Origin of the sequence: Paenibacillus larvae subsp. larvae (assembly GCF_002003265.1) — a bacterium.
Lineage (GTDB): Bacteria > Bacillota > Bacilli > Paenibacillales > NBRC-103111 > Paenibacillus_H > Paenibacillus_H larvae.
Genome location: NZ_CP019687.1, coordinates 2,513,715 through 2,537,213 on the forward strand (window position 1 = coordinate 2,513,715; position 23,499 = coordinate 2,537,213).

General features: G+C 43.3%; 25 protein-coding genes, 2 pseudogenes and 1 riboswitch. Of the genes and pseudogenes, 13 read left to right on the forward strand and 14 right to left on the reverse strand.

The features are described from left to right. Window positions 1–89: 89 nt before the first annotated feature. Window positions 90–645: pseudogene (locus tag BXP28_RS25605) on the reverse strand (transposase); the annotation flags it as partial. Between the two features lie 256 nt (window positions 646–901). On the opposite strand from BXP28_RS25605, the gene BXP28_RS13095 reads away from it, so the two are divergent. Beyond that, window positions 902–1,234 (forward strand): YtrH family sporulation protein, encoded by a 333-nt coding sequence (locus tag BXP28_RS13095; RefSeq protein ID WP_024095139.1) that lies wholly within the window; start codon window positions 902–904, stop codon window positions 1,232–1,234. Then, on the forward strand, window positions 1,231–1,809 hold the full coding sequence (locus BXP28_RS13100) for a sporulation membrane protein YtrI (RefSeq protein WP_023483429.1): 579 nt from the start codon (window positions 1,231–1,233) through the stop codon (window positions 1,807–1,809). The genes BXP28_RS13095 and BXP28_RS13100 overlap by 4 nt, the downstream gene beginning before the upstream one ends. A gap of 448 nt (window positions 1,810–2,257) precedes the next feature. On the opposite strand, the gene BXP28_RS13105 is transcribed toward BXP28_RS13100, so the two are convergent. Next, on the reverse strand, window positions 2,258–3,304 hold the full coding sequence (locus tag BXP28_RS13105) for a C40 family peptidase (RefSeq protein WP_051427933.1): 1,047 nt from the start codon (window positions 3,302–3,304) through the stop codon (window positions 2,258–2,260). Between the two features lie 3 nt (window positions 3,305–3,307). After that, window positions 3,308–3,449, reverse strand: a riboswitch (cyclic di-AMP (ydaO/yuaA leader). Window positions 3,450–4,203: 754 nt separating this feature from the next. Between BXP28_RS13105 and BXP28_RS25160 the strand changes: the two genes are divergently transcribed. Further along, window positions 4,204–4,347, forward strand: coding sequence for a hypothetical protein (locus BXP28_RS25160; protein ID WP_144029651.1), 144 nt, complete (start codon window positions 4,204–4,206; stop codon window positions 4,345–4,347). Between the two features lie 422 nt (window positions 4,348–4,769). On the opposite strand, the gene BXP28_RS13110 is transcribed toward BXP28_RS25160, so the two are convergent. After that, window positions 4,770–5,117, reverse strand: a complete 348-nt coding sequence (locus BXP28_RS13110; RefSeq protein ID WP_036655241.1) for a hypothetical protein — start codon at window positions 5,115–5,117, stop codon at window positions 4,770–4,772. A 353-nt stretch (window positions 5,118–5,470) separates the two neighbouring features. On the opposite strand from BXP28_RS13110, the gene BXP28_RS13115 reads away from it, so the two are divergent. Beyond that, complete coding sequence (locus BXP28_RS13115; protein WP_024095141.1) at window positions 5,471–6,013, forward strand: hypothetical protein; 543 nt, start codon at window positions 5,471–5,473, stop codon at window positions 6,011–6,013. Between the two features lie 314 nt (window positions 6,014–6,327). Here BXP28_RS13115 and BXP28_RS13125 read toward each other — a convergent pair whose 3' ends face one another. From BXP28_RS13125 to BXP28_RS13135, 3 genes are read right to left on the reverse strand one after another with little or no spacing between them, the layout of a single operon-like run. After that, window positions 6,328–7,302 (reverse strand): polyprenyl synthetase family protein, encoded by a 975-nt coding sequence (locus tag BXP28_RS13125; protein WP_023485468.1) that lies wholly within the window; start codon window positions 7,300–7,302, stop codon window positions 6,328–6,330. A 21-nt stretch (window positions 7,303–7,323) separates the two neighbouring features. Further along, window positions 7,324–7,953 (reverse strand): response regulator transcription factor, encoded by a 630-nt coding sequence (locus BXP28_RS13130; protein WP_023485469.1) that lies wholly within the window; start codon window positions 7,951–7,953, stop codon window positions 7,324–7,326. Then, window positions 7,950–10,271, reverse strand: coding sequence for an ATP-binding protein (locus BXP28_RS13135; protein ID WP_036655243.1), 2,322 nt, complete (start codon window positions 10,269–10,271; stop codon window positions 7,950–7,952). Before BXP28_RS13135 ends, BXP28_RS13130 begins: the two co-directional genes overlap by 4 nt. A 500-nt stretch (window positions 10,272–10,771) precedes the next feature. Between BXP28_RS13135 and BXP28_RS22820 the strand changes: the two genes are divergently transcribed. Further along, the gene (locus BXP28_RS22820; protein WP_024095147.1) at window positions 10,772–10,924 is read left to right on the forward strand and encodes a hypothetical protein; all 153 of its coding nucleotides are present in this window, start codon (window positions 10,772–10,774) and stop codon (window positions 10,922–10,924) included. Between the two features lie 176 nt (window positions 10,925–11,100). Beyond that, complete coding sequence (locus BXP28_RS13145; protein WP_023485471.1) at window positions 11,101–11,406, forward strand: YtpI family protein; 306 nt, start codon at window positions 11,101–11,103, stop codon at window positions 11,404–11,406. Here BXP28_RS13145 and BXP28_RS13150 read toward each other — a convergent pair. The 3 genes from BXP28_RS13150 to BXP28_RS13160 form a co-directional block, all read right to left on the reverse strand. Beyond that, window positions 11,390–12,727 (reverse strand): DRTGG domain-containing protein, encoded by a 1,338-nt coding sequence (locus BXP28_RS13150; RefSeq protein WP_036655246.1) that lies wholly within the window; start codon window positions 12,725–12,727, stop codon window positions 11,390–11,392. The genes BXP28_RS13145 and BXP28_RS13150 overlap by 17 nt on opposite strands. 154 nt (window positions 12,728–12,881) lie before the next feature. Next, window positions 12,882–13,160 carry a hypothetical protein gene (locus BXP28_RS13155; protein ID WP_036655248.1) on the reverse strand — a complete coding sequence of 93 codons (279 nt, stop codon included), beginning with the start codon at window positions 13,158–13,160 and terminating at the stop codon, window positions 12,882–12,884. Between the two features lie 127 nt (window positions 13,161–13,287). Further along, a complete protein-coding gene (locus BXP28_RS13160) occupies window positions 13,288–13,530 on the reverse strand; it encodes a hypothetical protein (RefSeq protein WP_024095151.1) in 243 nt (80 codons plus the stop codon). Window positions 13,531–13,736: 206 nt separating this feature from the next. Here BXP28_RS13160 and BXP28_RS13165 point away from each other — a divergent pair, with 206 nt between their 5' ends. Then, window positions 13,737–15,548, forward strand: a complete 1,812-nt coding sequence (locus BXP28_RS13165; protein ID WP_036655250.1) for an ABC transporter substrate-binding protein — start codon at window positions 13,737–13,739, stop codon at window positions 15,546–15,548. A 104-nt stretch (window positions 15,549–15,652) separates the two neighbouring features. Next, window positions 15,653–15,802: pseudogene (locus BXP28_RS13170) on the forward strand (helix-turn-helix domain-containing protein); the annotation flags it as partial. Here BXP28_RS13170 and BXP28_RS22825 read toward each other — a convergent pair. Both BXP28_RS22825 and BXP28_RS13175 read right to left on the reverse strand, forming a co-directional pair. Further along, on the reverse strand, window positions 15,783–15,911 hold the full coding sequence (locus BXP28_RS22825; RefSeq protein ID WP_144029595.1) for a transaldolase family protein: 129 nt from the start codon (window positions 15,909–15,911) through the stop codon (window positions 15,783–15,785). The pseudogene BXP28_RS13170 and the gene BXP28_RS22825 sit on opposite strands and share 20 nt — an antisense overlap. A 21-nt stretch (window positions 15,912–15,932) precedes the next feature. Next, on the reverse strand, window positions 15,933–16,139 hold the full coding sequence (locus tag BXP28_RS13175) for an SDR family oxidoreductase (RefSeq protein ID WP_040931924.1): 207 nt from the start codon (window positions 16,137–16,139) through the stop codon (window positions 15,933–15,935). On the opposite strand from BXP28_RS13175, the gene BXP28_RS23320 reads away from it, so the two are divergent. The 3 genes from BXP28_RS23320 to BXP28_RS23325 all read left to right on the forward strand — a co-directional run bounded on the left by BXP28_RS23320 (window position 16,131) and on the right by BXP28_RS23325 (window position 17,795). Further along, entirely contained in the window at window positions 16,131–16,526 is a 396-nt protein-coding gene (locus tag BXP28_RS23320) for a hypothetical protein (protein WP_052304475.1), read from the forward strand. The genes BXP28_RS13175 and BXP28_RS23320 overlap by 9 nt on opposite strands. Window positions 16,527–16,956: 430 nt before the next feature. After that, window positions 16,957–17,625, forward strand: coding sequence for an ATP-binding cassette domain-containing protein (locus tag BXP28_RS13185; RefSeq protein WP_023483997.1), 669 nt, complete (start codon window positions 16,957–16,959; stop codon window positions 17,623–17,625). Further along, window positions 17,625–17,795, forward strand: coding sequence for a hypothetical protein (locus BXP28_RS23325; protein WP_167552507.1), 171 nt, complete (start codon window positions 17,625–17,627; stop codon window positions 17,793–17,795). Before BXP28_RS13185 ends, BXP28_RS23325 begins: the two co-directional genes overlap by 1 nt. A gap of 235 nt (window positions 17,796–18,030) precedes the next feature. On the opposite strand, the gene BXP28_RS13190 is transcribed toward BXP28_RS23325, so the two are convergent. From BXP28_RS13190 to BXP28_RS13200, 3 genes are all read right to left on the reverse strand, one after another. After that, complete coding sequence (locus BXP28_RS13190; protein ID WP_023483996.1) at window positions 18,031–19,026, reverse strand: acrylyl-CoA reductase family protein; 996 nt, start codon at window positions 19,024–19,026, stop codon at window positions 18,031–18,033. A 183-nt stretch (window positions 19,027–19,209) separates the two neighbouring features. After that, the gene (locus tag BXP28_RS13195; protein ID WP_023483995.1) at window positions 19,210–19,569 is read right to left on the reverse strand and encodes a YlbF family regulator; all 360 of its coding nucleotides are present in this window, start codon (window positions 19,567–19,569) and stop codon (window positions 19,210–19,212) included. Between the two features lie 48 nt (window positions 19,570–19,617). Further along, the gene (locus BXP28_RS13200; protein WP_024095152.1) at window positions 19,618–20,784 is read right to left on the reverse strand and encodes a DUF445 domain-containing protein; all 1,167 of its coding nucleotides are present in this window, start codon (window positions 20,782–20,784) and stop codon (window positions 19,618–19,620) included. 128 nt (window positions 20,785–20,912) lie between these two features. Between BXP28_RS13200 and BXP28_RS13205 the strand changes: the two genes are divergently transcribed. Both BXP28_RS13205 and BXP28_RS13210 read left to right on the forward strand, forming a co-directional pair. Next, on the forward strand, window positions 20,913–22,286 hold the full coding sequence (locus BXP28_RS13205) for a YheC/YheD family endospore coat-associated protein (protein WP_023483993.1): 1,374 nt from the start codon (window positions 20,913–20,915) through the stop codon (window positions 22,284–22,286). An 8-nt stretch (window positions 22,287–22,294) separates the two neighbouring features. After that, window positions 22,295–23,494: a YheC/YheD family endospore coat-associated protein gene (locus BXP28_RS13210; RefSeq protein ID WP_077585081.1), complete on the forward strand. Its 1,200-nt coding sequence runs from the start codon at window positions 22,295–22,297 to the stop codon at window positions 23,492–23,494. Window positions 23,495–23,499 lie beyond the last annotated feature (5 nt).

The following is a 23,499-nucleotide window of genomic DNA, read 5'->3' on the forward strand; positions in this document are numbered from 1 at the left end:
TCTTGAACCTCTCATGACTAAAATCACGAGGTTCTTGGGAAGAGAGCATACTTGTTAGCGTATTTCTTTACCAACAGAGGTTTCTCTTAAATACTTTTCGCTAGTTTATGATTATGCAACATACCTTTTGTGTTTAAGTCCTCAATACAGATCATATCGTGGTTTTTGATCATGTCTGTACTTAACTTATTCAGAAAGTCATTGCGTTGATTCATTACTTTTTCGTGCAAACGAGCGACTTTACGCTTTTGTTTTTGATAGTTTTTCGCTTCATATAGGTTGATACCGTTTTTCTTAGCAGCCAACGCACGTCTGGACAGCTTACGTTGTTCACGTTTCTGTGATGCCTAAGTCAATACCAATGGCAGAATCCGTTTTTGGAAGCACGTATATTTCTTCTTCACAAAGAATAGATACGAAGAATTTTCCACTGGCGTTCTTGCAAATTGTAGCATTAAGGATATTGGGCTCTTGACTTTTAGCAAACTTAACCGGTCCTAGTTTAGGAAGTTTGATATGTCCTTCTAATATAGCAATATTATTGTTTGTAAATTGGGTTGTATAGCTTTGTACAGGATTCTTTTTGCTTTTAAATTGAGGTTTATTGTTTTGCTTTTTGAAGAATCGAGAAAAAGAATCCGCCAAACATAGAAAAACACCTCTAAATAATTTTAACATATGTATCTGTTGAAATCCGATTATATAAGTGTTAGGCAGTTTATTTAGTTCAATATATCTCGGTCGATTGACATAGCTAAAGCCTATGCCTCAACCGAAGCTTGCTTACTCACGACTGAAGTCACGAGTTTGCGCAAGCTTTTTCATCAATTTCAGTCATAATGCGGACAGGTCCCCATACAATGTAGAGACAAGGGTTTTGCAAAAGGAAGGAGCACTCCGAATGAGCGACTTTATCACAGATATGATTTTGGATTTTTTTATTGCATTCGGTGTTGTGCTGGGTGCTTGTATGATGGGTGCAGTCGGATCCGTATTAAGCCTCCAGCCTCCTACGGAGAATATGCTGCTGCTTGCCGAACGGATAAAAATCTGGGCCATGGTAGCCGCCATAGGGGGAACTATTGATCCGATCAGGGTTATTGAAAGTCATGTGGCGGGAGGGGATTTATCGCCAGCCATTAAGCAGATTATGATCATCGTCAGTGCATTTATGGGAGCTCATATGGGAGCTACCGTGATCCACTGGATTGCCAAGGGTGGCGGTTCCGTTTGAAAATCCCCTCTTTTTACCGGGCCTCCCGGCTTTTACCCGGAATCGGTTTGTTTTTATCCGGAGTAATTATTGGCAGCAGCATTTTCATGGGGGTTTATCATCAAAACTTTAACTTCCTTGTTGTAGAACTCCGGAAACTGAAATCCGATAATGAACGGCTCTCTCTTGATCTGGAATCTTTAACGAAATTTAAGGACAAGCAGACTGTCATCCAGCGGGTCACCGTACATTTGAAAGATAGCCAGACACCTCCCCTGAACGAGGATATCCGCAAAGAACTTGAAAAGAAAGTCCAAAACGATATGAAGGTGGTTGTCGGGCAAAAGGTCAATAGTGTGAATGATTCTCTGGAGCTATATGAGAAACTCATTTCCGACCGGACTTATTACGGCGTCTTTGAAAAAGATTATGTCGTAAGGGTGAAGGCCATTATGCTTGTAAAAAATGAGCTTGTATTCTGGATCGCGGCCTTAGAGCGAAAACCCGGCGCTGCCGGAGCCCCTTCAGATACAGAGGAAAATAAAGGGAAAAGCCAATGGTTTTCTCCAAAAAAAGATGACCCTTTTACTATGTAAAGTCCCGTATATATAACAAAGAAGAGACCTCCAAAATCCTAACTGTAAGATAAATGAAGGTCTCTTCTCTTTTTTGGGCTGGCCCCTTTTGGGCAGCGGAAACACCCTTATCAATCCTCGCCAAATTTGTTCTCTACAAGCTTTGCAAGCGCCTCGATAGCTTTCCTGTTCCCCTTCCCCCTTTGCTTCAAGGCGTAATACTCGTCCCTTTTTGTATTATGTGAAGAATTTCCATGTTTCTTGTTAACAGGTTGTAATCAATTGCAGGGCAACTTATTTTATATTGGAATCAACAGTAGGTAGAGAAGATACAAATACGGTTCAGATTTATCTATATCTTGTACCTGTTCGGATGGAAAATCTAAGTTATGAAATTATATAAAAAGTCACTTTTCGGACAAAATCCGAAAAGTGACTTGGTCTTAACTGTTCCAATACGAATATAATCTTACATCACTTTTTTAGCGCCTATATAATATTTGTTCCAATAAGAATTTCCTAAACTATCAATTTTAACTCCATCGTCGGTTGCAGAAATAAACCGATTGCCACCAACATAAACGCCTACATGAAACACTTTACCGCCATTAGCGAAAAATACAAGATCCCCTTGTTCGGGATTCGATACCGATGTTCCCACACCATACATGCCTGAAGAAGTCCTCGGAAGATTTATACCTTGTTGCTTAAAGATATAAGTTACTAAACCCGAGCAATCAAACCCACTTGGGGAACTTCCCCCCCATAAGTATGGTACCCCAACCTGCCCTGTTGCCTTAGATACGATGGATTTTTTATCAGTTGAGGCTATTTCTTTGCTTGTAGCTGGTTCTACCTTTTTATCAGCAGATTTCTCGGTATGCTGTTTTCCCGCAGATTCGTTTGCTTTCTTAGCAGATGAGACTTGTTTATCAGCAGGTTTCCCGGTATGCTGTTTTCCTGCAGATTCGTTTGACTTCTTAGCAGACAAGGTTACATCTTTGCTTGGTGTAGTTCGTTTTGCAGGCTTATACCACGCAGGAGCATGGTATTTTCCATCTGCACCCAGAATGCCGATATTATTGTTCATATCCCATTGGACAATATGTCCAAAATGCTCTCCAATTGAACGGATATGTACATAGACACGGTCATTTTTAATAACAGGTGCTTCATCTAGGGTTATACTTCTGTTATCTACTTTTGCCTCCTGCTTACCGGACTCAAACTCAAATACATGACCATCTCCTATGAGTTTGACTCTGACTTGAGTACCATTTTGAATCATTTCAAACTCCAATTTGTAGCCTAAATTCTCAGCTACCGCTCGCAGCGGGACCATTATCGATCCTTGGTTCAAATAAGGCATAGCATCCGAAAAATTAACTAAGTGGTTATTGATCTGAACTTTAACACCGTCCGGAATAGCTGCGTGTGCAGTAGTATTTGATGCTATTAACCCTACCGTTACTAAAGTCCCTGAAAGAACCAAACTTTTCAACCATTTTGTAGCCATAAATTCCCTCCTGTACGTAGCCTCCGAGGTTAGTGGTTCGGGAAGAGGTATTCCCTAATGCACAATATTGCAAATTCACCCCACAGCATATCGTCCCCCGTACCTGTTCCTCATGTAGAAGAGCAAGATTCGGCTTTTATTAAAACAAAACAAGCTTCCTCGTCTTTGGCAAGGTTAGCATAATTAATTGGAGTCTTGCAACTTTCGTGGCCATTTAAAAAATTTTTTCCATCATAAAAAATTAATATAGCTTGTTGGCAAATTTATCCTGAGCTAATACCCTCTATCCACATTTGAGAGCGTTCATCTGGAAATCCTTTCAGATCAAAACCGGAAACCCGGTCCCGGTCCATCCAGCCTCCCCTTTCATCACTCCCTTCCCAAAAGTGTCCTTGTACTATTGACCATTCGTAAAGCTGTTTTTATAATAGTAAATATTACGATTAAAAACAAGACCTTTTTACAAAGCCAAAAGGGGATTGGAGACATCTTATGTTCAGGAACATGGCTTCACGTCCAAAATAATTGGTTTCATCAGCAGGGCGGAGACATATGGGAGGAGGCTTCACCCGGATTTCCCCGTTCCACTTTTGCCTTTGTACAGGCTGATTTAAGGGGACAATCTATACAATTCTGACTTCGGTAGTGACGGAAAAAAAGAGGGAGGGGGAAAACGTGAACATTAAACCGTTTTCTCCATGCTTTTTTTCGTCCTGCTATTCATCGCCGCTGGTTGCGGAAACGAAGTAAATCAAGAGCCAAAGGCAGAAACTGCCGGTATCTTGATAAAAAGATAGTAGCGGTCACAGACGACGGAGATAAAACATCCCGCAGCTTTCCGATAAATCGGTGAGTACGTTTCTCTCGGCTCAAGGCGCACGCCAAATCTGGAGAAATTGATGGAAGCAGCACCAGATCTCATTATCGCAGACCCAGCTCGACACAAAGATATCCAAGCAAAGCTCAACGATATTGCACCGACCATTTATATAAAAAGCTCGTCTTCTAACTATCTAGAAATATTAGATGTCTATGTATGCTAGGGGCAGCGCTTCAACAAAAAGAGACTACCGAAAAAATGTACAGGCTCATCTGGAACAAATCAAGACATTGGCAAAAAAAGCGCCTGCTAATAAAACCTCAATTGTTTCTGAGCAAACACCACATTCTGTTGGGATGTTCTAGTAGGAATTAGCGAATCGTTCCAAAATGTGGTCTATATTTAATATCCGTATGTATTCGCTACCTCTAAAATAACTAAAAGTGCTCCTGAAGTATGTTGGGGATAATCTGTGAGGAAATTCAAGAACTTATCAAGTACATCAGTATTCCCTAATAGCAATTCTACGCTATACCTATTTGCTTTTGCAATTGGCTATATTTTTTGACTTCCATCTTTCCTAAATCATCCAAATGTTTAAACCAGCTGGGGTCTTGATATCCTTCAATACATGCTTTGGTTTCCTCAACGACCTTGTTTAAATAAGGCCGCGCCTTTTATTAAATATGATTTACCGTAATAAACAACAAGATGTCGTTCGGTTTCTACTGGTGGTTCCGATCTATTGTTATTAAGTTTTCTTAACTCCTCTAGATATACAATATTCGATAGTATCCGCAGTTCTTCAGTAAACTCCTCAACCATAGACCAAAATTCTAGAGTATATGTGATAGGCCGGAGCGATTTGCCGCGAAGGCAGGCACTAAGATTTCCAATTTGGGTACCGCCCTTTTCTTCCAGTTGGGATAGTGTACATCCGGTTTCATCTATGGCTTTTTCAAGTTCGCCACGCAACGTAATTCTATTGTCCATTTTTTTCTTCCTTCTCTCTTTGCCCAGAGTACCATATAATTCCATAATACTACATTTGAATTTTTCTGCAATTTTGTACATCAATCATGACTGATGTTAAATATCGTCCCGACGATCAGACGGCATGATTTCCTTTTATTATGACCTTTAAAAAGACCTAGTAGGCATGTCTGGAGATAGGAGGACCGGTTTAAAATTATGTGAATTTATGGAGGCCTAAGAGCATATACAGAAAGAGAAATGTTTTATTATGGTAAATATGTATTTAGATGGATGATGTTTTACTTCCTTTGTAGAAAATGTAATCTGATTCCTATATAAGGGGTCAAAAATATACCAAGGAGGTAATTAAAATGAAGTTGAGCAAGATCAAGTATTTTTTGGTGTTCGCGAGTTTAGTTATGTTTTTTTCTTCAGTGGGTGCCCCTATAGCTGGAGCAACAAACATGGATTATGACCAACGACTAAAAGAAACAGAAGAAATACTAGAATTTATTGGTGAACACGCAGTGTTAACAGATGAATATGATAACATAATTGGTCTGGATTTTGATAAAATCAGAGAAAGGTATGGTCAAGATAAAGGACTAGATTTATTAGAAAAAGAAGTGAAGGAAAAAACCGAAAATAATCGTAGCGCTTGGCTAGATTGTATGAAATCTGCTTTATTGGATTATTTTGGAGTAAATATATTTGAATCTTTGATTGGTGGAGGTGTATTGACTTATATTAAAGCAAAGGCATGGAAAGAAGCAGCAAAACTTATAATAAGATATGTCCCTGGAGTAAGTGTAATAAGCTTAGTGGCAACTTTGGTATACTATAGCGGTAAGTGCGCAATATGGGGAATGAAGGAGGAAAATGGAATTGAAGGAAAACAACACGTCTATACCTAACTGGTTACTTTATATTATCCTTTCATTGGTGTTCGCATTGGTTTTCGTCTTATACCATCTTATTTTTAACAAACAAACCAATTGGATTGAAGTCCTTGTAATTACGGCTATTTTTTATGTTTGTTCACTCATTTATTTCTCTATATTTAAATTTGATAAAAAGAGTAAATAAGTGGATAAAAGAACATCAACTTAAGCTTCAGCATTGCACAAAAAAAAGACATTGGAAATAAATACATCCAATGTCTTTTTTCATCATCATTATTGATTTACCAACTCCACATTACCTAATCCGGCACCACTTTTTTCACCTATTATCCCTCTTTTATCTCAGCCTCTTCCATGACCTCATTGTTATAGGCACCAAGCAAAACATCCCGAAGCCGTTCCTTCCATTCATTCCGGACACGGATTTCATCCAGCAGTTGGTTCGCATGTGTGGCATACAAATGCCGAATGGCAGAGACATATTCCACGCATCCGCACTCGTTTATGTATTCAAGGCATTCCAGCTTATAAGTAAGGAATTCCTCCCAGGTTATCTCCGAACGGTAAAACTGATGAATGGGAGGAAAATCCGATTCATCCTCTGCAAGAAGATACAAAATGGGGAGTGTTCTTTTTTTGTACAGCAAATCGTTCTTAATATCATACCGGGTCAGATCCTGGATATCATTCTGAATCTGGCCAAGCATACCTGCGTAGACAGCAAATTGCTGAAGCTGTTCCGCCTCCAAATCGGAGACAAGATTCGGTCCTGCAGAGGAATACCCCAGATAAAAAGAGAGCCTGAACAATGTGCAGGATTTCTGCTGTACCATAGCTACATATTCCTCTTCCGTCTGAACCTTGCCCATAATATCGATGTGCTGCCCGTTAATGGCTGTCGTAATCATCCTGCTTACTTCAGAAGCACAAGGAAATGGCTGGCCCGCATACTCCTTTTTCATATTCCCCAGCTCGGCTAAAGCTGCCATAAGCATACCATTCATTACGTTCATGGCTGCTGCTTCCGGCATCGCCATCCAGACCTTGCCGGTATTGTCTTTATCCTGAAGATCATCCATAATATCCAGTCCAAGAATAAGCAGTTCCGCCAACGCCCCCAGTCTGTATAGACAAGGGTTATTTCCGCCAAACATTCTATGGATATAAAGAGTCATCTCTGACCAGATGGATGTTTCCTCGGCTTTGTCCGCTATACTCTTTTTAAGCAGCCCGTTTAAATCCGGTTCCGTAAAATACCGGTCAGTGATTTCGTTTATTTCTTTCCAAACTTGTGGATTCATTTCTGGTTCCTCCCGTTGGCGTCACACCGGGCGTTTCATTTGGATAAATTTCTCGATGGCCTGGGCCCGTGATTTTACGCCGAATTTATCATAAATTTTGCGTACATAATTATCTACAGAGCGTTTGCTCATATGAATTACCTCAGCGATCTGCTCGTTGGTCGCCCCTTTGATAATCTGATTCATAATGTTGATCTCTTCATCCGTTAAGGCGGTGCCGTCATCTTCCCCTTTACCCAGCTGAAGCTGGCGGAAAAGCTCCAGGGAAATAGCGGTTTGCCCTTCAATCAGGCAATTCACCATGTTCGTAATTTGTTCCTCGCTTGAATCTTTGGACATAATCCCGCTGATGCCCAGGCTCAACAGGTTGTTCAAAATCGGCATGAAATCAATACCCGTGAAAATCACGATCTTCAGTTCTTCATGGGTTTTCATCATACCGGATGCCACTTCAAGTCCTGTCATATCCGGAAGATGGAAATCCAGAAAGACTATGTCCGGGCGCTCACTTTTTACAAGGCTGAGCCCCTCTTCTCCGGAAGATGCAATCCCTATGACCCGGATATTTTCTCTTGCCTCCAGAATCATTTTCGTACCGAATGCCATTGCCGGATGATCATCCACGATAAGTACCGTCCATTCTCGGTTCATACTCTCACACCTTCTTTCACTGGGATTTTAATAGATATTCGTACCCCGCTGCCTTTTTCCGAGGAAATATCCATTAGGCCGTTCAAATGAAGGGCCCTGCTCTTCATCTGTTCCAGTCCCATACCTGACTTCCCGAGCACTTTGGATGCAACAGATTCGGTTTGAAAACCTATTCCGTCGTCCTCATACATAACCAGCAGTTGCCCCTTGTCTGCTTGCAACTTGATATTCAGATGATCGGCCCGGGCATGTTTCCTCCCGTTCGTAATCAGTTCCTGGATCATGCGGAATATGTGCCGTTTCTTCTCATCCTCCATCTGTTCTATCTCCTCCAGGTTGCCGGATGTAATCAATTGAATCTCATAGCTGCCAAGCCCTGATTCTATATCAATCAGATTGCGCAGAGCACCGATAAGCCCGATATTTTTAAGCATATAAGGATTCAGTTCAAAACAGCACTGCCGCAGGTTGACGTTGATCAGTTCAAGATGATTCAAAATATCCCGGATTTGCCTGAGGTCCTCCGTTTGTGTCAGCTGCTTTTGAAGGGATTTCAGCTTGCGGATGACAAAGAAGATATCCTGCATCGTCGTGTCGTGAAGGTCGGAAGCAATCCGTGTGCGTTCCTTCTCCTGAAGCTCGAACATCGTCTTTCTGAACCAGACATAGTCGCCCCCGTTCTCCTGGTTAGGCAGTTCCGAAGCCAGTTCATGCAACCGCATATGAAGTTTGCGGATGAGATACAGGTTTTCCATACTGACGGATAAATAAGTGATAATCAGATTGAGCCATTGCAGTTCTTCCCGGTTCATATAAGTATTGGTCTTTTTCCTCGTAAGTACAAGGTAACTGTTATACTCTTCATGTTTATTTATTTCAGCTACCGTATACCCCATTTCATTCCAGCTTCTGTTATTAAACTGATTCTCTACCTCTGTTGGATCAATCATTCCTTCACCGATCACTTCTATATCATTCGGGTATTGTATGACAAAGGCAGCCCCATGAACCTGCAGAGTATTTACAATATCCACAAGCACGATTTCTTTCAGTTCCCGAAAGCTCGTAATGACTTCCAGATCCTTGGCGACTTTTTTCAGTGCAGTCTGAAGATAATACTTGCGGGGAAACATAATTTTCTCAAGTTTCGTCGCCAGATATTCTAATGAATAAATCAGTACGGACATGACCAGCAGGATCGTAATAAAGGTCAGCAATATTTTTTCCAGATGAGTGTCTTTGTACAGTAATCCTGTGATCACAGCTGTTAGAACAACACTGGGAATAATCGAAATTATCGTGGTATAAAGCAATCTCCGTAATATAATCTCAATATCGTAAATCTGCTTGGACAGAATCAGATAAGCAAACGACATCGGAAAAAAGTGGACAAACCAGCTATTATAAAATGAGTATCCGATCTCTTGCTGAAAAAGCACCTGAGGCAAAAAAGTTAACCCTACAACCGGGAAAAACGAAATAAACAGGGAAAACATCACCGTTCTTAAAATCATGGCAAGATAAGCGTGTGTCTCGGCATATCTATAATAAATACTTATCAGGAGCCAGAAATTCAGGATCAGTCCAATCAAGAGAAAGACCGCTATAGCGATAAAATTGGCTTGATAAGTACCATAATCAGCATTGGGTAAAAACAAAGAAAAACGCAGTACGAAAATCACCGTCAAGGTCGGATACAAAAAACGCAAATAACCGTCCTTGCAATGAACGCCTGTTTTTTCTCGAAAAAATTCGATAAGAAACTTTAGAAAAACAAAAGGGAGTATAGGCATGAAATTAGAAATTAATACTTTCGCGAGAGTATCTCCCCGTTCCGAAGCCCCCACGTTCATATAAAGCAGAGCAATATTGATAAATACAAGGGCCAGCAGTCTTGCGGACTTCGATTTTCCCGCTTTTTTCATCAGCAGAAGAGCAAATCCGATGGAAAGTAATTCCGCTAACAAATAGATAAAACCCGGAGCTACCGGATGGGGAAGATTACGGGTATCTACAGAGTAAATTCTTCCTCCATCCCTTTCAACAACGATATTACCGGCCTGTTCAATTCCCTTCCATTTCTTCACGGTAAAATAATCGCCCGGCTCTTGTCCGTCAATACTTAACACAATATCGCCTTTATGTACAAGATTTGATCCTTCGCTTTTCTTTTGGAACTCGTTAACTTGCCACTGCCCCTGTTCATTTTGGAATACCACAATCCCCAGGTAAGGGTAAGTAAATGTGATATAAACTGTCCAAATTTGCACAACAAGAAACACAGGGATTAACCATCTTATATATTTCATTAATTTCATTAATTTCAAATCTCCCTTTGAAACTAGGTATTATTTGGTATATCATAGGTACAGGTACCTATGTATAGGAACCAAATTTCTAAGGTGAGGTGTAAAGTATGCAAGCTACCATTCTTTGGTCCCAAGATCTTAAAAGTGCAGTCAAATCGCTTAAATCCGGCTTAAAACAAGAGTCTTTGATTCTTACATCGATGGAACAGCAATCCATTACCAAAGCTTTCGCACAAAACTCCGGGATAAATGAAAGAAAAGGAGTTCGTCCACCAGGCAGTTGGTATTAATCCTTATCTTCATCTTATCAGAATGTGAAAAGAGATTGCATATTGGCTTGTGCTAATATGCAATCTTTTTTTGTACGACTACACCCTGTTGCGCATATATGTAATAAAATGTGCATGGAAGCGAAATACATTTACGCTGAATAATGGCTCCCCAAAAGATAATATAAAAGTAGACATTCTTATACAGAATTAACCATCTTAATAAACGGGAGTGCAATTATGAAACAAGTTCATTTTGATCAGCTGTTTGACGATGTGTGGAATGAAACATTAGACGAATGCATCCATGCAATTGAAATTCCAACGCGAACTATTCATTATTCACTAGAGACCGTTCTTGAGCATCTGGAAGCCGGAGAGCAGACTCTTTAGTCTTATCAAAAACAAAAATACCTTTATACAGAAAACCTCTGTAACAGAAGCAGGAGGTTTCTTTTTTTGTGTACACATCTTTTGACTGCCAATTGCAAATGGATGTAAAAATTTGTACAGTTACATTATCAAAACCATCTTGGACCCTATCTTTTGTACGCAAGGAGGACATTTACATGGAAACTGTTCAAATGTTTCTGTTCATCGCTATTGTGGTGATGCTGGTCATTTCTGTCTGGTTCAGCCTGAAATACCGCAGGGAAAAGGACCCGGTAACACGGGGCCTAAATGCGGCACGCATGAATATCGCCATGGGCATCATGCTCATTATTATTTCTATTACCCAGTTGTTTTTCTTTACAGACTCAATTACCCGCCGCATTTTTGGAACGGTCTGCCTGCTGCTCGGTCTGTTTAACCTGTTTGCAGGCATCCGGAATAACGGTCATTACTCCCGCTTAATGTCTAAGAACGATCGATAACCTGAGCCGTCAGCATAGCCTTACATACCAGCATCTGCTGATGATGAATGGATACGTCAATCTTTACAAATTTACGGCTAACTTCAAGCAGCTGGGGCTTAATGATAATTTCACTCTCAATCTGGACAGGCTTGATGGAGTAGATTGAAATATTATTCATGACCAAGTCCCCGCGTTTCACATCCTGAACGGCCCGGAAGGCGGCTTGCGTGATCAGCGTATGAAGAACGCCTTCCGATACCGTTCCAAGATGATTCGTCATTTGCGGGGTTATCACTCCTTTGTACAAAAGCCCGCCGCTTTCATCCCTGCTTTCCTCAAACCCTGTACAGATCAGATCTTCGAATGTTTCGCCGTGCTGAGGCTGCTTTTGAATATACTGCATTGCCTTGAGTACGTCATTACGGCTGATCACTGCAAGCATCTTTCTGTTGGAATCCACTACCGGGAGCAGTTCAATAGCTTCCCAAACCATCGTATGAGCCGCCGAAGCTATGGAAGTGCTCGGGTATACGGTTAGCGGGTTACGAGTCATCAGCTTATCAACCGCTTGATCCGGATCAGCCCCCACCATATCCTTGGATGTGACTACTCCAATTACCCGGTTCCACTCATCCACTACAGGAAAACGGCTGTGTCCGGTCTGTTCCAGCAAGTTCTTCCAATCATCCGGCGTGCTTGTCGCTTTAAGGGAGTAGACGGGAGTATGAGATGAAATAATATCCTCTACCAGCATGATTTTCTTTTTGATAAGACGGTCATAGATAGCCCTATTAATCATGGAAGCTACCGTGAAAGAATCATAACTGCTGGAAATGATCGGAAGGCCCATTTCGTCGGCCAGTTCCTTAATCCCGTCTGTGGTTGTAAACCCTCCTGTTATAAGGACGCCCGCCCCCTGTTTCAGGGCCAGTCCATGAGCGCCTGTCCGGTTTCCCACAATCAGTAGGCTGCCCGGTTCAATATACCGGACCATGGCATCAAGCTCCATCGCCCCAATAACGAATTTGTTCAGCGTTTTTTGCAAGCCGTTTTTGCCTCCGAGCACTTCCCCATCCACGATATTGACAACTTCACCGAAGGTCAGCTTGTCTATATTTTGGCGCAGTTTCTTTCCTACACGGACGGTTCCGACACGCTCTTTCGTACTGACAAGGCCCAGGTTCTCCGCCTCTTTGATCGCCCGATAAGCAGTACCTTCGCTAACTTCCAATTGATCGGCAATTTTGCGAACAGAAATTTTGGTGCCTAGCTTCAAGCTTTCAATATATCGTAAAATCTGTTCATGTTTAGTCATCGATTGCGTATTGACTTGATCCATCTGTTACACCCCAATTTCCCAAACTGTAACACTTTATTAAATTATATTGCCAGAAACGAAAAATAACAAACAAACGGAAACGGCCGCCATCCTTAAATAGACTGGCGACCGTTTCAACAAAACGTTCCGAATGATTGATGCATATTCCCATTCCTTATTTGCGAAGTTGAAGAATTTTGCGTCTCCCCTGTAGCGTTTGTTCCGTCTGCCACTTCTTCATTCGCTGCACACGGTTCATCTGTTGTCTTCTCTCCTCATCCACCCCAAGCAGTTCATGAAGATGTGCCGCCACCACAAACAGGGCGAAACATACCCACACCACTCCGAAAAGGGTCGGCAGTGTAAAACCCTCTCCAAGATTGAGTTTCGGCAATGCGTAGATCAGCATCCCGACAGCCAGACTCATGTAAATTACATTTTTTAGCCCCTTCAAGTCTTTCACGCCCCCTCTTAAAGAACTCATATTTGTTTTTATTCTATGAACAAACTAGGACAAATATGATGATTGTCATTGAGAGACTGTCATAATAATGGAGAGGAAATGTTCAGTCTGATCAGACTTACCTGAGCATATCGACAAAAATACTCATCATGGCAATGATCACCATAGCGCTTAATCCGAATATTCCGAACCATTTCAGAGTCTCGGGCATAAATTGCAAAGATTTTTTCGTTCTTCGCTCTTCGAATTTCTGAAGCTCCAACCATTCCTCTTCCAAAGACCTCAGACGCTGCTTACTGCTCCGATAAGTCGGTTTCGCTTCGGACCTTGAGATACGAAAAGAAGAATGCAAGGTTTTCATAATAACGCTCCTTCGATTAACTTCTATTGGCTTAAAAAGGAAATATTTCCTAAATACATTATAGGGATTCTTCTTGGAGATTGCAAATTATCCTTTTCCAATTTTCTATAATCTTCCATTATTTGTCTAAATACTCTTACCATAGATAAAAAAAACGATTATAATAGAATTTACATATTTCCCCTTTTAGAGAAAGGTACATTCATATGCAGATTACTTATCATTATTTGCGTTTGCGGAGTTCGTATGAACATGTGCCCGATAAAGTCCCACACCGAGTCACTCTTGATCAGATAGCAGGAGTCCTGTTCTGCACGGAACGGAACGTGAAGCTGCTGCTGAAAAAAATGGCGGCTCACGGATGGATTGAGTGGAAACCGGGACGGGGCAGGGGGCATGCCTCAGAAATTACGTTTCTTATTGCCGCTGAAGATGTACTTGCCAAGGAAGCGGCCGATATGGCAGGCAGAGGGGACTTTACGTCCGCCATGGAGCTGATCCAGCAATTCGGCGAACAATATGCACCAAGGAAACCGTTTCTTGAATGGCTGTTCAGCCAATTTGGCATCAAGAGCATCGAACAGGAGAAAAGCCGACTGGATACGCTTCGTTTTCCCTTATTTGGGCTTATTCATACCCTGGACCCTGCTTATGCCGTTTACGGAAAAGAATGTAATATTTTGCAGCATTTATTCAATACGTTGGTCCGGTACAATGAAAAAAGCAGAAAGCTTGAACCAGAGCTGGCTCATCATTGGGAATCCGATGGGCAACAGAAGATTTGGACATTCTATTTGCGCAAAGGAATCTACTTTCATCATGGCCGTGAGATGACAGCGGGCGATATCAAATATACTTTTGACCGTCTTAAACATCCAAAAGTCGCATCTTACCATAGCTGGTTGACAGAAGAGATAGAGGATATTTTGATTACAGGACCTACTACTATCCAATTTCAGCTGAAAGAGCCCAATTGTCTATTCGACCATTTTCTGTCTTACCGGGCTGCCTCCATTGTGCCGGAGGAAGTGGTCCGGGGACAAGGAGACGACTTTGCCCGCCACCCTGTAGGGACGGGACCTTTTCAGATAGAATTGCACAATGAGTCTGCTTGCAAACTCAAGGTTTTTGAAAATTATTATGCGGAGAGGGCCCACCTGGATCGAATTGAAATCTGGTTTCTTCCTCTCAATCTTCCGGTTTCTCATCCTCCCTCATTTTGGGGGCATCTGATTATTTATGAAGGAAAGCAAGCTCAAAGCAGTCTGATGGAGCAAAACGAGACCGGTAATTGGCGCAGTACCAAAAAGATACTGTACGACGGATGCAGTCTTCTTGTGTTCAATCTGGGCAAACAGGGGCCCCAGCAGCATCCCCTTTTTCGAAAAGCGATGCATTCTCTTCTTGACCGTGACCTTATGGTGAAAGAGCTTGCCGGCAACAGAGTAAGTGCCGCTTCAGGCTTCAGTCCGGAACTTGGCTGCGGGCAGAAATTCCCGCCGCCGGACCCGATACAAATCTGCCGCCTCCTGGAGGAATCCGGCTATCAGGGAGAGCCCTTGCACCTTCATACGTTATCTCACCACGAGGAGGATGCCGAATGGATTAAACGGCGGTGCGAGTTTTTTGGGATTCAGGTTGAACTAAAGTTTGCTTCAATTGAGGATATGCTGAATCCCTCCTCCTATATACAGGCCGATATGGTTTTGTATCAGATTGTGCTGGATTCCTACCTTTCCATGATGGAAATCTTCCGGCAGTCCAATGGATATGTCCGCTCTTTCATGGACGCTGCGCTGCTCAAACAAGTGGATCAAATCCTGCAGCATCTGATTCAGGAAAAGGATGAGAATGCCCGCCTGCAAAAGATGCGAGAATTGCAGAGCATCGTTACACAGGAGCATGCAATTCTGCTGCTTCTTCATAAGTCGTTTCATGTAGCCTTTCATCCATCCGTGCAGGGCGTTTCTGTAAACCGATACGGGTGGGTCGATTTTAACAAGCTTTTTTTAACGTAATACACCAGAAGTCTCCTTCCTCTATAGGTGGGAGATAAATGGTGTTTTCTTTTATCAAAACATACGTTTTGTTATATAATGGAATAGAAATGAGGTGATTCATTATGGCAAACAAATCATATAAGTTCCGTTTTTACCCAACACAAGAACAAGAACAACTCCTGGCGAAAACTTTCGGCTGCGTTCTTATCTACAACAAAATGCTAGCTGAACGAAAGGAAACGTATGAGAAATTCAAGGATGATAAAAGGGTTTCTTTTCTTTCACAATAATGGCCGGGTTTGTTGTAACCCCCTGAATGGGAAGAAACCCGCACAATCTCTTGATGTCTTGAATATTAGCAGAATCTATTAATATCTCCATATCTTATCCGCTCCATGTTTATTAATGCATGACTTGTCCGTCTGTCACGTTAACAGATTGCCCTGTCATATAAAAAGCCTGGTCTGAGGAATAGAAAACAACCGCATTGGCTACATCTTCATAGTGGCATCCTCTTTTGAGAGGAACTTTATCTTTGTATACCTGAACAACCTCATCTTCCCGGATGCCCAGTTTCTTCGCATATTGTGGAATCAGACTTTGGAACATAGGAGACTCCAGCAGGTTTCCTACCATAATCATATTTACACGGATTCCATAATCAGCCAGAATGTTGATAATGCGCCTTGGATTCAATTATCTGAGCAGTTGGTTTCTCTTTATTCCGATCACCTTCACTCCATTCAGGTATTTTTGTTTTCAGAAGGGTCTGCTTTTCTTCAAGCTCAGAAGTTGATAGGTTCACCCGCTGCAACGACGCTGCTCGTGGCAGGTGTATTAGGATTACTTATCATGATTCCTATTATCGCTCTGTTTATTGGTTTTTTAATATTTCCGTTGATTCAGATCTATTTGTTTCCGCTTATTACGAAATTCAACTTTATCCATGAGTATGAAATCGGGACGACAGAAGAAGAAACAGGCATCTCTTTTTGAATTGTTTATTTAGACATTTTATCCAATGAGACGTTATCTATTGAAAAGCAGATAGCGACTTTTGTCTTTATCTTTCTTTTGGCCATTCCGTTATATTTTATATTGAATTTTTTGAGTACAGTCTTGACTTCGATTTTTATGTGTTTTTTTAATAAGCATTTTGTTTTTCGTAAAATGTACCTTGTCATCCTTGTCTATAATGCTTTTATCCTACTAGTGAATAGTATTGCTCTATTTTGCGTCATAACGTTAAATTTAGACCACTATTTTGTTATAACGCAATTGCTTTCTTTCTCAGTTAGTACATATTTTTTACGCCTTCTTTATCATGGAATTGTTCATTATGCGGAGGGGTCTGAAAAGGGAGCTTTGGCGGTTACTCTTTTGTATTTGCTAGTAACTGGTATGTTTGTCATTGGAGGATTCCTTAATGGTTAAATTGCAAGTCTCTCAATTATCATTTCAATATGAACAAACCGATGAAAGCGGATCGCTGCTCAAGGATATTAACTTTGATTTAAAACAGGGTGACCGGGCATGTATTCTCGGCAAAAATGGGAGCGGTAAATCGACGCTACTGAAGCTCATTTCCGGGCTGATTCCTTCAACATCAAATGCCATTTTGTTAAATGACCATGTTCATCCAGGAACGAACCGCTTTAAGAAAATAGTTGCATATATCCCTGATAAACCGCTTGTATACGATGCACTGACGGGTCTTGAACATAAGGAATTAATTCGATCTCTGTGGAGGCTTCGGAAAGAAGGGAGAGCATTATATGAAGAAAAATTTCAAGATCTTTGCCGCTTTTTTGACTTGACACATGCACTTGAAATGCCTGTGAAACATTACTCTCTAGGTATGAAGTATAAGCTGTTTTTAAATTGCATGCTTGCGAGGTCGCCAGAGTTTATCATTCTTGATGAGCCATTTACTTCGCTTGATGAAACATCACAAAAACAATCGATTTCCATGTTGACAAGTACCTTTTCCGAAAAATGTGTACTGTTTACCAGCCATCAACGCTATCTGTATACTGAACTGGGCAACCGTTTTTTTCAGCTTGACGATGGGAATCTAAAGGAGATTGAGCTTTGATGAAAACTTATTCAATCGTTGTAATTGCCATTAGCCTGATTGCCATTATGGTTGTTTTCGTTTTGAAGTTAATTGGGGCTCTTATTGGTAAAATTATTCTTGCAGTCGCCGTAGCCTTCTTGATTACTTCATTATTCCGATTGATCAGTCTATCAAAAAGAAAGCATTAGCTGGTGAAGTGCCCCTCTTATCATTCATCGGTTTACTTAGGGGAAGCTCTTTTTATATATGGATTCATGTCTCCATTGGGGATGAATTGAGGACGGAATCTACCCGGATTGTCAATATTCACTAGGATACGAACAGATAAGAAAAACCCTATAAAAACCCCCACTACAATGTCTGTGGAGGTTGGGCAATGTGTTCCTTCTAGTGATCACAAGACGTTTTGCTTACTTCCCATTCTTACTTCTGCAAATTCACCAGTACCCGGCCGCGGATCCTGGAAGCAAGTATATCTTCCAGTGCTTGCGGCAATTCCTTCAGTCCAACCTCCCGGTTAACCATGCTTTCCAGGCCCGCAGGCTTCCAATCACCGGCGAGCCGCTGCCACACGCGCTCGCGGACCGGCATCGGACAGTATACCGAATCGATGCCCAGCAGATTTACGCCGCGAAGAATGAACGGGAATACCGACGTACTTACTCCGTTTCCCGCGGCCATTCCGCTTAGCGCAACAGAACCGCCGTACTTGACCGTGCTGAGCAGGTACGGCGTCACCTTGCCGCCGACCGGGTCCACAGCGGCGGCCCAAAGCTGCTTCCGCAGCGGCTTCTCATCCGCTGCAGTGAAGGCTTCGCGTGGCAGTACCTGCGCCGCGCCCAGGCTGAGCAGATACTCATGCTCAGCTTTTTTGCCCGTGCTGGCGTGGACCTCGTAACCGAGTCCTGCCAGCATGGATACGGCGTGGCTGCCCACGCCGCCTGTAGCCCCTGCTACGGCTACAAGACCCTGGCCGGGGTGCAGCCCGTTATCTTCCAGCCGCTGTACCGACAGCGCTGCTGTAAATCCCGCCGTGCCGAGGATCATGGCTTCCCTCATAGTCAGCCCCTTCGGCAGCGGTACCACATAGTCAGCCGGAATACAGGCTATCTCACTGTAACCTCCGTATCGGCCTGTCCCGATATCATAGCTTGTTGCGATTACCTCATCGCCGGGATGAAACCGGCTATCCTTCGAGGAGAGGACTGTGCCTGCCAGATCGATGCCGGGTACGATCGGATAACGGCTGACTACCCGGCCATTGGCCGAGGAGGCCAGACCATCTTTATAGTTCACTGAAGAATAATCAACGCGGATTAGTATTTCCCCCTCCGGCAGGTCTTCCTGCCCGAGCTTCTTCAAAGACAGTTTCACATTCTCCCCTTCCTTATAAGCCACTAAAGCATGAAAAAATTCCATACATTTTTTCCTCCCTTTCCAGACCGTTAAAATGAAAGACCTTCTATCTATTATCAGTGCAGGTTCTGCTTACCATCATTACCTTCTTGCACTCATCTCATATCAACAATCTAAATACAAAACCCCATAGGAAGCTCCCTGTTAATATCGTAGGGGTTTCCTGCGGGCTCTCACATCCCGGTTTTATTGTTCGTCAGCAGCCTTAGAATCACGGATTAATTCCTCTACAGGACCAAAGGTGATCCTCTGAATGTCATCCATCAATACGGTAAACCCCTGTTCTGCCGCAAAATAACGGCTGATGGCCGGATTCATGTTCAGCACTTCATATAACTTCTCTATCTTATCTGCTTCTTCCTGATTCATTTCTTCCCCGGAAAACATTTTCGTTTGCAGTTCAAACTGGCGCTGTCTGAAATCGCTCAGCATCCGTTTTGTATCCGGGTCGGCATCGGTTTCTTCCTTGCACCTTTTATATTCCCTGAATTCCTGACTTTCCTGGATGGCCCTTGCCAGTTCATGGGCTTTATCATGCACATTCATTCTGCTTTTCTCCCTTCCGTGTGGCTCGTTGTATAGGTTTATTCTATCTCATTGCTGCAATAATAAAAAGACGGATTGGAACAAACCGATGAAGCCTCCAAGCAGAACGCCGAGCCATGTGATGGCCCGGAATTCTTTACCGGACACGCTCAGCAAAATTTCTTCAATCCGTTCAATCGGGAATTTCGAGACTTGCGCCTCCACTACCGCAGGAAGTTCAATCGCCTCAATCACCCGTTCGAGCCGGTTTTCTGCCAGGCGGAGGAACATATCCACCGCCTTGGGAATAGAGGCCTTCAGCACTTCACGGTACGGTTCCGTCAGCTGCGGCAGCTTCATACTGCCGAGAGAGTCCAGCCACTTCCGGATCGGAAGGACCGTCTCAATATGCTCCAGCAACTGTTCAAACGGTTCTTCACCTGCGAGATGCCGTGCCGCTTCAGCCAGGGTCATACTCTCCAGGCCGGCAAGACGCCCGTCAAGATGAACCTGGATTGTAGCGCGAAACGATTGCGAATCCAACTGCTGGAAGAGAGCGGCCTGTACTTTCGGAAGCAGTTTGTCTTCATCGACGAAGAAGCCGGCAAGTGCACCAAGGAATCCTCCGGAACGCTGTGTCATCCGGCTGATCATATGCCTTAGCAAACGCTCGCCCCGCAAAGACATAAGCTCCGATTTCACTTCCTCCGCCAGCAGATCGGCCATACGGCCCGCAAGCTTGCTCCTCTTTTGTTCATTCCAACCCGGAACGAAAGACTTCAGTTCCTTAGTTCCCACTCCCTTGTCCATCCAGAGCCAGGCTGCCCCTTCCCGGACTTTGGATTGGAGCCAGTCTTTCAGCCCTGCTTTGAATTTCTCTATCTGTTCGGGAGATTTCCAGGCCAATATCCATTCTTCTAACGTTTCTTCCCTGCTTGTCCATTCCTCCAGCCAATCTTCCAGTTTACGGATCAGCTTTTGACGGAAATCCGGACGCTGAAGAGATTCATTTAAACCGGCCGAGGTAACCAAATATTCGCCTACCACTTGTCCGAGAGATACAGCAATTTCATCTTTTCGTTTCGGAATTAATCCGGGAGTAAAGGGGATTTTTCTTCCTCCTATATAAACAGGTCTCCTGGGATGAAACAGCATTTTGATTGCCAAGTGGTTGGTAATTCCTCCAACAAACCCGGCAACCGCCATATTGATCATAATCATAAACAACGGATTCATGGGCTTTTCCTTTCTTTCCCCGGGTATTTACCCTGGCACCAAGGGATATATGTCCTCATATGATGGAGTAGTTAATGGGTAAGACTCATAGCGTAATCTGCCACTGATGCTGGTAAGGAGATGACAGTATGAAAAGAACCATTGTCAGTATTTTTGCACAAAGCCCCAGCATCCCGCTCGATGATCAAACCTTTATGATCGGCCGGAACCTCGTCAAAAAATGGAAAATCCCTGTAAATCAACCCATCACCTTACGCTTTGGCTCACTTACGCTAAATGGCAAGGCGGTTGAAGTTCAGGGGCTGGACGGTATCCGCCTCTCCTCTTCCGTACTGGAGAAGCTCGGATTTCATCAGGGAACTGCTTTATGCCTGAAATACAAGTCCTCCACACAGACTCTTCTGTTGGGTCCGCTTATCGGGGTTATGATCAGCCGGGTACACGACGGACATACGGAGCGGTTATTTGGCTCTATTACCTCGTTTTGCAAGGAATTGCACCAAGCCTGTGAGCAGTCGGGAGCTTTTGTTTATTTCTTTACACTGGACGATATTCACGCTTCAGCTTCGCGTCTTAAAGGGTGGACGTATAATGACAGCTGGAAATCGAGGCATTTCCCCATACCAAATGTCATTTATAACCGGCTTACTTCCCGAAAATATGAAAATATGCCAAAAGTCCAGCAATTTCTTGAACACGTTAAAACTCAGTACAACACGGACATTTTCAACGAAAAATATTTAAATAAGAATGAAGTATTCGATGCACTAAAAAAAGATGCACAGCTTCAAAGTTATTTACCCGAATCTTACCTCTTTAAAAATTATCAAATGTTAAAAACGATGTCCAGCAGGCATTCTATCCTGTTTCTCAAACCGGTAACAGGCAGTCTTGGCAAAGGCATTATCCGAATTAAACGTGAGGATAGCGGAGTTTATTCCTGTTCGTTCAGCAGTCTGTCCGGGACGCGCAAACAAACTTTTTCCAGGCTTTCAAAGCTGTTTAACAGAATTTCCGGAAAACTCAAAACCCAAAACTACCAGATCCAGCAAGGCATTCATCTTGCCACGGTCCATCGTAAGCCTCTAGATTTCCGGGCCCTTGTACAGCGGGATTCTCAGGGAGAATGGTCGATCACTTCTGTAGTTGCCCGGGTTGCCAAAGAGCAGCATTTTGTCTCCAATGTTGCCCAGGGAGGTTCCCTCAGCAAAGTGAGTGAAGCACTTGAACGCTCTTCATTAAGTCCGGACCACCGGGCAGAACTGCCTGCCAAAATGCGGCGTGCAGCCTTGGACATTGCAAAAGGAATTGAAACTTTTATTCCTGCACACTTTGCCGAGTTAGGGGTTGACCTGGCTGTTGACCAATGGGGTAAAATCTGGCTGCTTGAAGTGAACTCAAAACCGTCCAAAAACGATAATACACCTTTGGACGGAACGGTGCGAATTCGGCCATCTGTCCGAAAAACTGTCCAATACGCCAGATTCCTGGCGAAATTTTAGGCGGCTATATGAGTATTTCTATTCAATCCTACCTGTCACTCGGTATTTTGGCCACGGATTGTGCTCAAGGTGTTCCCACAGGTGATGAGTCTTTCTACCGCAAACTTATCCGGGAGGGAAGGCTGCTTGGGCTTACCGTATTTGTGTTCACCCCCACTCTAATAGATTGGGAGCAGGCCACAACAAGGGGGTTTACTTGTCTGCCGGAATGCGGAGGGTTTATTGAAATAAACTTTCCTCTTCCCGGACTTGTCTACGATCGTTGTTTCAACCGGGATGCCGCCGGATACCGGCTTTACAAATATACCGTATCCCGTCTGAGGAATACCCCCGGGCTTCGTTTTCTGGGAGCCGGGGTGAAAGGCAAATGGGAAGTATACCAACTGCTCAAGGAAGATGAGCAGATAAGTTCTATTCTTCCCCAAACGATCCGATATCGAAACCTTACCCAGCTTCTCAGGCCACTGGATCGTGGAAAAATCTTATTTTTCAAGCCTGATGGTGGCAGCCAGGGAAAAGGGGCCGTCCGGATCCTGAAAGATAAAAAAGGCTTTTATTATCTAACGGGCAAAAATACGGAGAATAAATCATTTTCCCATTGGTTTCATACGGCGACCGATTTTTCATCCTTTGTCCGGACTTTCGCAGGAAGGAAACCGTATTTGATTCAGCCCGATTTGAATCTGACCGCCTCGGAAGGTATACCGTTCGATATCCGATCCCTGATGCAGAAAAATGAGCACGGACATTGGGAGTTAACTGGTATGGCAGTACGGACTGGTGAACCGGGCAGTCCAACCTCGAACCTTCATGGTGGAGGAAAGGCCCGCGAGGTTCTGCCTTTTCTGACCGCTCACTTTGGAAAGTACAAAGCCCGGCAGTTAGCGAAAGATGTGGCTGGTTATTCATGGCGTATTGCCGCCGTACTGGAAAAAAAGCGGGGGAGAATGGCTGAACTCGGCATTGATTTCGGCATTAGCCCAGATAGCCGGATTTGGCTGTTGGAAATTAACTCCAAGCCCGGGCGTTCCGCATTCAGGCAGCTGGGCAACCCCAAAATATTCCGTAAAGCTGTGGCCAATCCGGTGCGATATGCCGCCTGCTTAGCCAGGCACTCTCGTGGTCAGCAGCAGGTTCCGCTCCCGCCCTGCTCTATCACCACCGTTCCATTAGATCAGCCGGAATGGGACAATAGGCATCTAGTTTAGGAGGG